Raw genomic sequence first — 6,721 nt, 5'->3', positions numbered from 1 at the left:
GGTCATCGGCCTCGCCTTCCCCTCGTCCTGGTACCAGCAGATTTCCGTCGGCGTGTTCGCCAAGGCGCTCGGTTTCGCCGATCTCTGGCGCAGCATCGCGGCGCTCGCGGTCATCGCGCTCGTGTTCTTATGCTTGTCGCTGCTCTTGCTTCGCAAGCGGGAGGCGTGAGATGTCCAACGTTGCATCGCGTGCGACGCCGAAACTCGCCGAAAGCAGGCCCCTGACCTTTGTCGATCACGTCAAGAACGTCTACCATCTGATCATCAAGGAGCTCAGGAGCATCCGGGCCGACCCGGTCATGCTGGTCCTGGTGATTTATTCGTTCTCGATCTCGGTCAATACGGTCGCGACCGGCGCCGTTACGGAAGCGTCGAACCTGTCCGTCGGCATCGTCGACGAGGACGGCTCCGCCCTTTCGCGCCAGATCGCCGAGTCGCTGAAGCTTCCGACGTTCCAGCCTCCCGTGCAGATCACGGCCTCCGACATCGACCCCATGATGGACAAGGGCAAGCTCCTGTTCGTCGTCGAGATCCCGCCGAATTTCGAGGCGGACGTGCGTGCGCAGCGCAAGACCGGCGTTCAGGTCAACGTCGATGCGACCGCGGTCGCCCAGGCCGGCAACGGCGCGAGCTATTTGCGCACCGCCATCGCCAACGAAATCCGGCGGTTCATCTCGGGCAAGGACGATTCGACCGCCGCGCCGGTCAATCTCGTCGTGCGTGCGGCGTTCAATCCAAACCTCAAGACCGCCTGGTTCTCGGCAATGACGCAGGTCATCAACCAGATCACCATGCTGACCGTCATCCTGACCGGCGCGGCGCTCATTCGCGAACGGGAACAAGGCACGGTCGAGCATCTGCTCGTCATGCCGATCGTGGCGCCGGAGATCATGGTGGCGAAGATGATCGCCAACGGTCTCGTCATCCTCGTGGCGGCGACGCTATCGCTGCAATTCGTCGTCCACTGGTGGATCGGCGCGCCGATCAACGGCTCGCTCCTCCTGTTCATTGCCGGGGCGGCGATCTATGCGCTGGTGGTGGCGGCGCTCGGCATCATGCTCGGAACGCTGGCCACCACCATGGGCCAGTTCGGCCTGCTCGCCATCCCGGTGCTGATGGTGACGCAGCTCTTGTCCGGCAGCAGCACGCCGATGGAGAGCATGCCCGTCTGGCTGCAATATACCGTCCAGACCGTCAGCCCCACGCCGCATTTCGTCTCCTTCGCGCAAGCCGTGCTGTTCCGCGGCGCCGACATCACGCTCGTCTGGCGCGAGCTTGCGGCCATGGCCGTCATCGGCGCGGTCTACTACGCCGTCGCCCAGGCGCGGTTCCGGCGCGTCATCTTCGGAGGCTGACGCGAGTCGGCGCGGGCTAAGCCCGCGGTCCTTATAGCGCCCGCTTCACCGCGTCGCGCCAGCCGGCGTAGAGCCGACTGCGCTTCTCCGCCTCCATCCGCGGCAGAAACAGGCGGTCGCGGCGGCGTTTCTCGGCGAAGGATTCGGGGCCCGGATAGAGTCCGGCCTGCCACCCGGCCGCGAAAGCCGCCCCCTGCGCGGTTGATTCGAGATCGATCGGGCGATCGACCGGCACGCCGAGCGCATCGGCGAGAAACTGCATGGTCCAGTCGCTCGCCGCCATGCCGCCGTCGACGCGCACGACGTCGATCGGCCGTCCCGAATCGGCCTCCATCGCCTCGACGAGGTCGCGGGTCTGGTAGCCCACGCTCTCCAGCACGGCGCGGACGATCTCTCTGCGTGTCGCGCCGCGCGTGACGCCGCAGATCAGCGCGCGCGCCTCGGAATTCCAGTAGGGCGCGCCGAGCCCGGCGAAGGCCGGGACGCAATAGACGCCCTGCTCCGGGTCGGAGGCCGAGGCGAGCCCGTCGCAGTCCGACGCTGCGGCGATGATCCCGAGGCCGTCGCGCAGCCACTGCACCGTCGCGCCGGCGGAAAAAATCGCGCCTTCGAGCGCGTAGGCGCGTTCGCCCTTCCATTGATAGGCGACGGTGGTCAGGAGGCGGTTGCGGGAGGGCGTCGCCGTCGCGCCGGTATTGAGAAGCAGGAAGCCGCCGGTGCCGTAGGTTGCCTTGACCATGCCGGGCGCGACGCAGGCCTGGCCGATCAGCGCGCTCTGCTGATCGCCCACGCGCGCCCGGATCGGCGCCGGGGCGCCGAAATGCCCGGGGGCGGAAGTCCCGAACTCGCCGGCCGTATCGAGAACCCGAGGCAGAATCGACCCCGGGACGCGGAACAGCCGCAGCATGTCCTCGTCCCAGGCGCCTTTGCGGATGTCGTAGAGCAGGGTGCGGGAGGCGTTGGTCGCGTCGGTCGCGTGAACCGCGCCGTCCGTCAGGCGCCAGAGCAGATAGCTGTCGACCGTGCCGAACGCGAGTTCGCCGCGCTCGGCCGCCTCGCGGGCGCCGGGAACCTTGTCGAGCAGCCAGGCGATCTTGGTCGCGGAGAAATAGGGGTCGAGCACGAGGCCCGTCGTCTCGGCGGCTTGTGTCTCGCAGCCCTGCGCCCTCAGCGCCGCGCAGGCCTCGGCGGTGCGCCGGTCCTGCCAGACGATCGCGTTGGCGATCGGCTTGCCGGTCGACCGCTCCCAAACAAGGGTCGTCTCGCGCTGATTCGCGATGCCGATCGCAGCGAGCGCGGACGGTTCGCGGGCGGCGCGACGAACCGCCTCACGCGCGGTGTCGAGCGCGCTTCGCCACAGGGACTCCGGATCGTGCTCGACCCAGCCCGGCTGCGGGAAGATCTGCGGGATCTCCTGCTTCGCGAAGGAAACCGGCGCACCTTCGGCGTCGAAGACGATCGACCGGGTCGACGTGGTCCCCTGATCGACGACGAGCACCGTCGGTTTCACGCCCGGCTCCCCGCCGACGCGACGCGAATCGCCTGCCCAAGCTCTCGCGCCGGACGCTTCCGACCGGTATGGGAAAAGACCATGAAAACGGGCTCGCAGCGTCGAAGAGCGTCAACCTATTCGAGCGCTGGGCCCCGGCGCCGCCGCTATTGGACGGTCGGCGCGGCCGACGCCTTGGAGGGGCCCGAGCGAACGAGTATCTGCTCCGCCATCATACGAGCCTGGTTCTCGGGGACGAGTCCGTCGATGAACAGCGTGCTGAGGCCGTGCACAAGACCCCAGGCCGCCATGGTCGACGGATCCTCTCCTTGCGGCCGGTCCCCCGCGCCGGTAACGACCTGATGAAGGAAACCGAAAGCTTCGTTCACCGCTTCATTCAGCGTGGGGTACTTTGCGCGCTCGACCAGGAGCGGACCGAACATCAGGCGGAACAGGCCCCGCTTCTGCAGGGCAAACTCGACATACGCGAGGCTGACCCCGATCAGGGGATCGCGGCGGTCTCCCACCGCCTTCATTGCAGCGTAAAGCTCCCGGAAGCCTTCGGCCGCCACGGAGGCGAGAAGATCCTCCTTGCTGTCGAAGTGCCGGTAAGCGGCAGTCGCGGAGACGCCGACCCGGCGGGCGGTCTCGCGCAACCCGACGCCCTCGGGACCGGCTTCGTCAAGGATTGCGCGTGCGGCGGCCCTCATCGCGTTCGGCAGATTTCCGTGCCGGTAGGGCCTCGGGGCAGGCGTATCGTCCATTTTCATCCCTTCTTATGTCGCTGCTCTCGCCCGCGGCCTTCGCCACGAACTCTCGAGAGGTTCGCAACCCGAACCACCCTCCGTGCCGCAAAAGCGAAAACTAAAAATAAAGCGGCGGCGAATGGGCGTCTGGTTAAGCAACGCGTCGAACCGGACCGCTCTTGCCGGCCTAGCGAGACGCGCAGGACATTAATATATGTTCACAGACTACCATAACCCGACCCATGCGGTTAACCTCCTTACGATCAGATTAAATTTTATCCATGATCGAGGTCCCATCAGTCCTTCGGTTGAGGCGAGGTCGGATCGCTCCGGCTTGTGAACTATGTACACTTCGGAAAACGTCTCGACCTCATCCTCATGGAAAAATTGTGATCGAGAGGAAAAGGCGCGCCCGCGGACCCGGCGAGGGACCCCGCGCCGTTCACGTCGACCGCCGTCGGGCCGGCGGCCCGCTGTCGCAACCGGAATGGCGCGCGTATAAGCGACGAAACGTTCAAATGCAGAGTTGTCCGCTGCGCCGGTGGCATGGGCGTCGGCGGACCAGGAAGGGAGTTCTGTTCTCCGATGAAGATCACCGTCAATGTCGATTGCACGCCTCTCGAGGCGCGCCAATTCATGGGGCTTCCCGACGTCGAGCCGATGCAGAAGGCCGCGATGGCGGAGGTCGAGAAACGCATGATGGTCGAGCTTGAGCGCTTTTCCCCGGAATCGCTGTTCAAGGCCTGGCTGCCGATCGCGGGCATGAACGCCGAATGGCTTCAGGAGTTCCTGAAGCGGGCGACATCCTGAGCGGGAGGCCCAATTCGGGCAGGAAAGCCCTTCCGCCGCGCGGGGGCGTTTCCTACATCTGGCTCTAGGCCGCCGTCGGGCGGCAAATCCAATGCCGGGTCGTCCATCGTCGCTACGGGTCGCGGGCGTCGCCAGAAGGGTAAGCCATGAATCTCGAAAAATATACCGAAAGGGCGCGCGGTTTCGTCCAGTCGGCGCAGGCGTTGGCGCTTCGCGAAGGCCATCAGCAGTTCACTCCCGAACATATCCTCAAGGTCCTGCTCGACGACGAGGAGGGTCTGTGCGCGGGGCTCATCGACAAGGCGGGCGGCAATTCGCGCCAGGCGCTGCAGCAGGTCGAACTCGCGCTCTCCAAGCTGCCGAAGGTGCAGGGGGCCGGCGCGGGCCAGCTCTACATGGCACCGACGACCGCGCGCGTCTTCGACAACGCCGAGAAGATCGCGGAGAAGGCGGGCGACTCGTTCGTCACCGTCGAGCGTCTTCTTGTGGCGCTGGCGATGGAGAAGGGCGCCGAAGCCGGCAAGATCCTTGCGAATTGCGGCGTCACGCCGCAGACGCTCAACGCCGCCATCAACGACATCCGCAAGGGCCGCACGGCGGACTCGGCGAGCGCCGAGAACGCTTATGACGCGCTGAAGAAATACACCCGCGACCTCACCGAGGCTGCGCGCACGGGCAAGCTCGATCCGGTGATTGGCCGCGACGAGGAGATCCGCCGCACGATCCAGGTCCTTTCCCGCCGCACCAAGAACAATCCGGTCCTCATCGGCGAGCCGGGCGTCGGCAAGACGGCGATCGTCGAGGGCCTGGCGCTGCGCATCGTCAACGGCGACGTGCCGGAGTCGCTGCGCGACAAGAAGCTCCTGTCGCTCGACATGGGCGCGCTCATCGCCGGCGCGAAATATCGCGGCGAATTCGAGGAGCGGCTGAAGGCGGTGCTGAACGAGGTGATCGCCGCCCAAGGCGGCGTGATCCTGTTCATCGACGAGATGCACACCCTCGTCGGCGCGGGCAAGGCAGAAGGCGCCATGGACGCGTCGAATCTGCTTAAGCCCGCTCTGGCGCGCGGCGAGCTGCACTGCGTCGGCGCGACCACGCTCGACGAATACCGCAAGCACGTTGAAAAGGACGCGGCGCTCGCGCGGCGCTTCCAGCCGGTGTTCGTGTCCCAGCCGACGGTCGAGGACACCATCTCGATCCTGCGGGGCTTGAAGGAGAAGTACGAGGCGCATCACGGCGTCCGCATCACGGATTCGGCGATCATCGCCGCCGCGACCTTGTCGGACCGCTACATCGCCGACCGCTTCCTTCCCGACAAGGCTATCGACCTCATCGACGAGGCCGGGTCGCGGCAGCGCATGCAGGTCGACTCCAAGCCCGAAGAGTTGGACGAACTCGACCGGCGCATCATGCAACTCAAGATCGAGCAGGAGGCGCTGAAGAAGGAAACGGACGCCGCCTCCAAGGATCGCTTGAAGAAGCTCCAGGCCGAACTCGCCGACCTTCAGGAGAAGTCCGACGCCCTGACGGCGCGCTGGCGCGCGGAGAAGGACAAGATCGGCGTTGCTCAGAAGCTCAAGGAAGATCTTGACGCCGCCCGCAACGCGCTCGCACAGGCGCAGCGCAAAGGCGACTACGCGGAGGCGGGCAAACTCGCCTACGGCACGATTCCGGATCTTGAGAAGCGGCTCGCCGAAGCGGAGAAACAGAGCGAGGCCGGCGCGCTGGTCGACGAGGCGGTGACCGCCAATCACGTCGCCCAGGTCGTGTCCCGCTGGACCGGCGTGCCGGTCGACAAGATGCTGGAGGGCGAGCGCGACAAGCTTCTCAAGATGGAGGTGGAGATCGCGCGCCGGGTCGTCGGCCAGAAAGAGGCGGTGGTCGCGGTGTCGACCGCGGTGCGGCGCGCCCGCGCGGGCCTCCAGGACCCGAACCGGCCGATCGGCTCGTTCATGTTCCTCGGCCCCACCGGCGTCGGCAAGACGGAGCTCACCAAGGCGCTCGCTTCGTTCCTGTTCGACGACGAGACTGCGATGGTGCGGATCGACATGTCGGAATACATGGAGAAACACTCCGTCGCGCGGCTCATCGGCGCGCCTCCGGGCTATGTCGGTTATGAGGAGGGAGGGGCGCTGACCGAGGCTGTCCGCCGCCGGCCATATCAGGTCGTGCTGTTCGACGAGATCGAGAAGGCGCATCCGGACGTGTTCAACATCCTGTTGCAGGTGCTCGACGACGGCCGGCTGACCGATGGTCAGGGCCGCACGGTCGACTTCCGCAATGTGCTGATCGTGATGACCTCGAACCTCGGCTCCGAGTAC

General features: G+C 66.0%; 5 protein-coding genes. 3 read left to right on the top strand and 2 right to left on the bottom strand.

Features of this window, described 5'->3' with window-relative positions; all coding sequences use genetic code 11:
- The first annotated feature begins 170 nt into the window (after positions 1 to 170).
- Positions 171 to 1,355 carry an ABC transporter permease gene (locus tag ACLP25_RS28830; protein ID WP_442472526.1) on the top strand — a complete coding sequence of 395 codons (1,185 nt, stop codon included), beginning with the start codon at positions 171 to 173 and terminating at the stop codon, positions 1,353 to 1,355.
- Positions 1,356 to 1,386: 31 nt separating this feature from the next.
- On the opposite strand, the gene glpK is transcribed toward ACLP25_RS28830, so the two are convergent.
- Together glpK and ACLP25_RS28820 are read right to left on the bottom strand one after the other, a co-directional pair.
- The gene (gene glpK, locus ACLP25_RS28825; protein WP_442472525.1) at positions 1,387 to 2,865 is read right to left on the bottom strand and encodes a glycerol kinase GlpK; all 1,479 of its coding nucleotides are present in this window, start codon (positions 2,863 to 2,865) and stop codon (positions 1,387 to 1,389) included.
- A 146-nt stretch (positions 2,866 to 3,011) separates the two neighbouring features.
- Positions 3,012 to 3,608, bottom strand: a complete 597-nt coding sequence (locus tag ACLP25_RS28820; protein WP_442472524.1) for a TetR/AcrR family transcriptional regulator — start codon at positions 3,606 to 3,608, stop codon at positions 3,012 to 3,014.
- A gap of 567 nt (positions 3,609 to 4,175) precedes the next feature.
- Here ACLP25_RS28820 and ACLP25_RS28815 point away from each other — a divergent pair.
- Together ACLP25_RS28815 and clpB are read left to right on the top strand one after the other, a co-directional pair.
- Positions 4,176 to 4,400, top strand: a complete 225-nt coding sequence (locus ACLP25_RS28815) for a DUF6489 family protein (RefSeq protein ID WP_442472523.1) — start codon at positions 4,176 to 4,178, stop codon at positions 4,398 to 4,400.
- A gap of 146 nt (positions 4,401 to 4,546) precedes the next feature.
- On the top strand, positions 4,547 to 6,721 hold a 2,175-nt coding region (clpB, locus tag ACLP25_RS28810; RefSeq protein WP_442472522.1), incomplete at its 3' end, for an ATP-dependent chaperone ClpB.

Origin of the sequence: Roseiarcus sp. (genome assembly GCF_052145395.1) — a bacterium.
In the GTDB taxonomy this organism is placed as follows: Bacteria; Pseudomonadota; Alphaproteobacteria; order Rhizobiales; family Beijerinckiaceae; genus Roseiarcus.
This window is presented reverse-complemented; position numbering and strand designations above follow the sequence as displayed.

What these genes read in the sequence shown, in the direction of transcription:
- ACLP25_RS28830 (WP_442472526.1), top strand. Translation starts at nt 171, where the DNA reads ATGTCCAACGTTGCATCGCGTGCGACGCCGAAACTCGCCGAAAGCAGG.
- ACLP25_RS28820 (WP_442472524.1), bottom strand. Translation starts at nt 3,608, where the DNA reads ATGGACGATACGCCTGCCCCGAGGCCCTACCGGCACGGAAATCTGCCG.
- ACLP25_RS28815 (WP_442472523.1), top strand. Translation starts at nt 4,176, where the DNA reads ATGAAGATCACCGTCAATGTCGATTGCACGCCTCTCGAGGCGCGCCAA.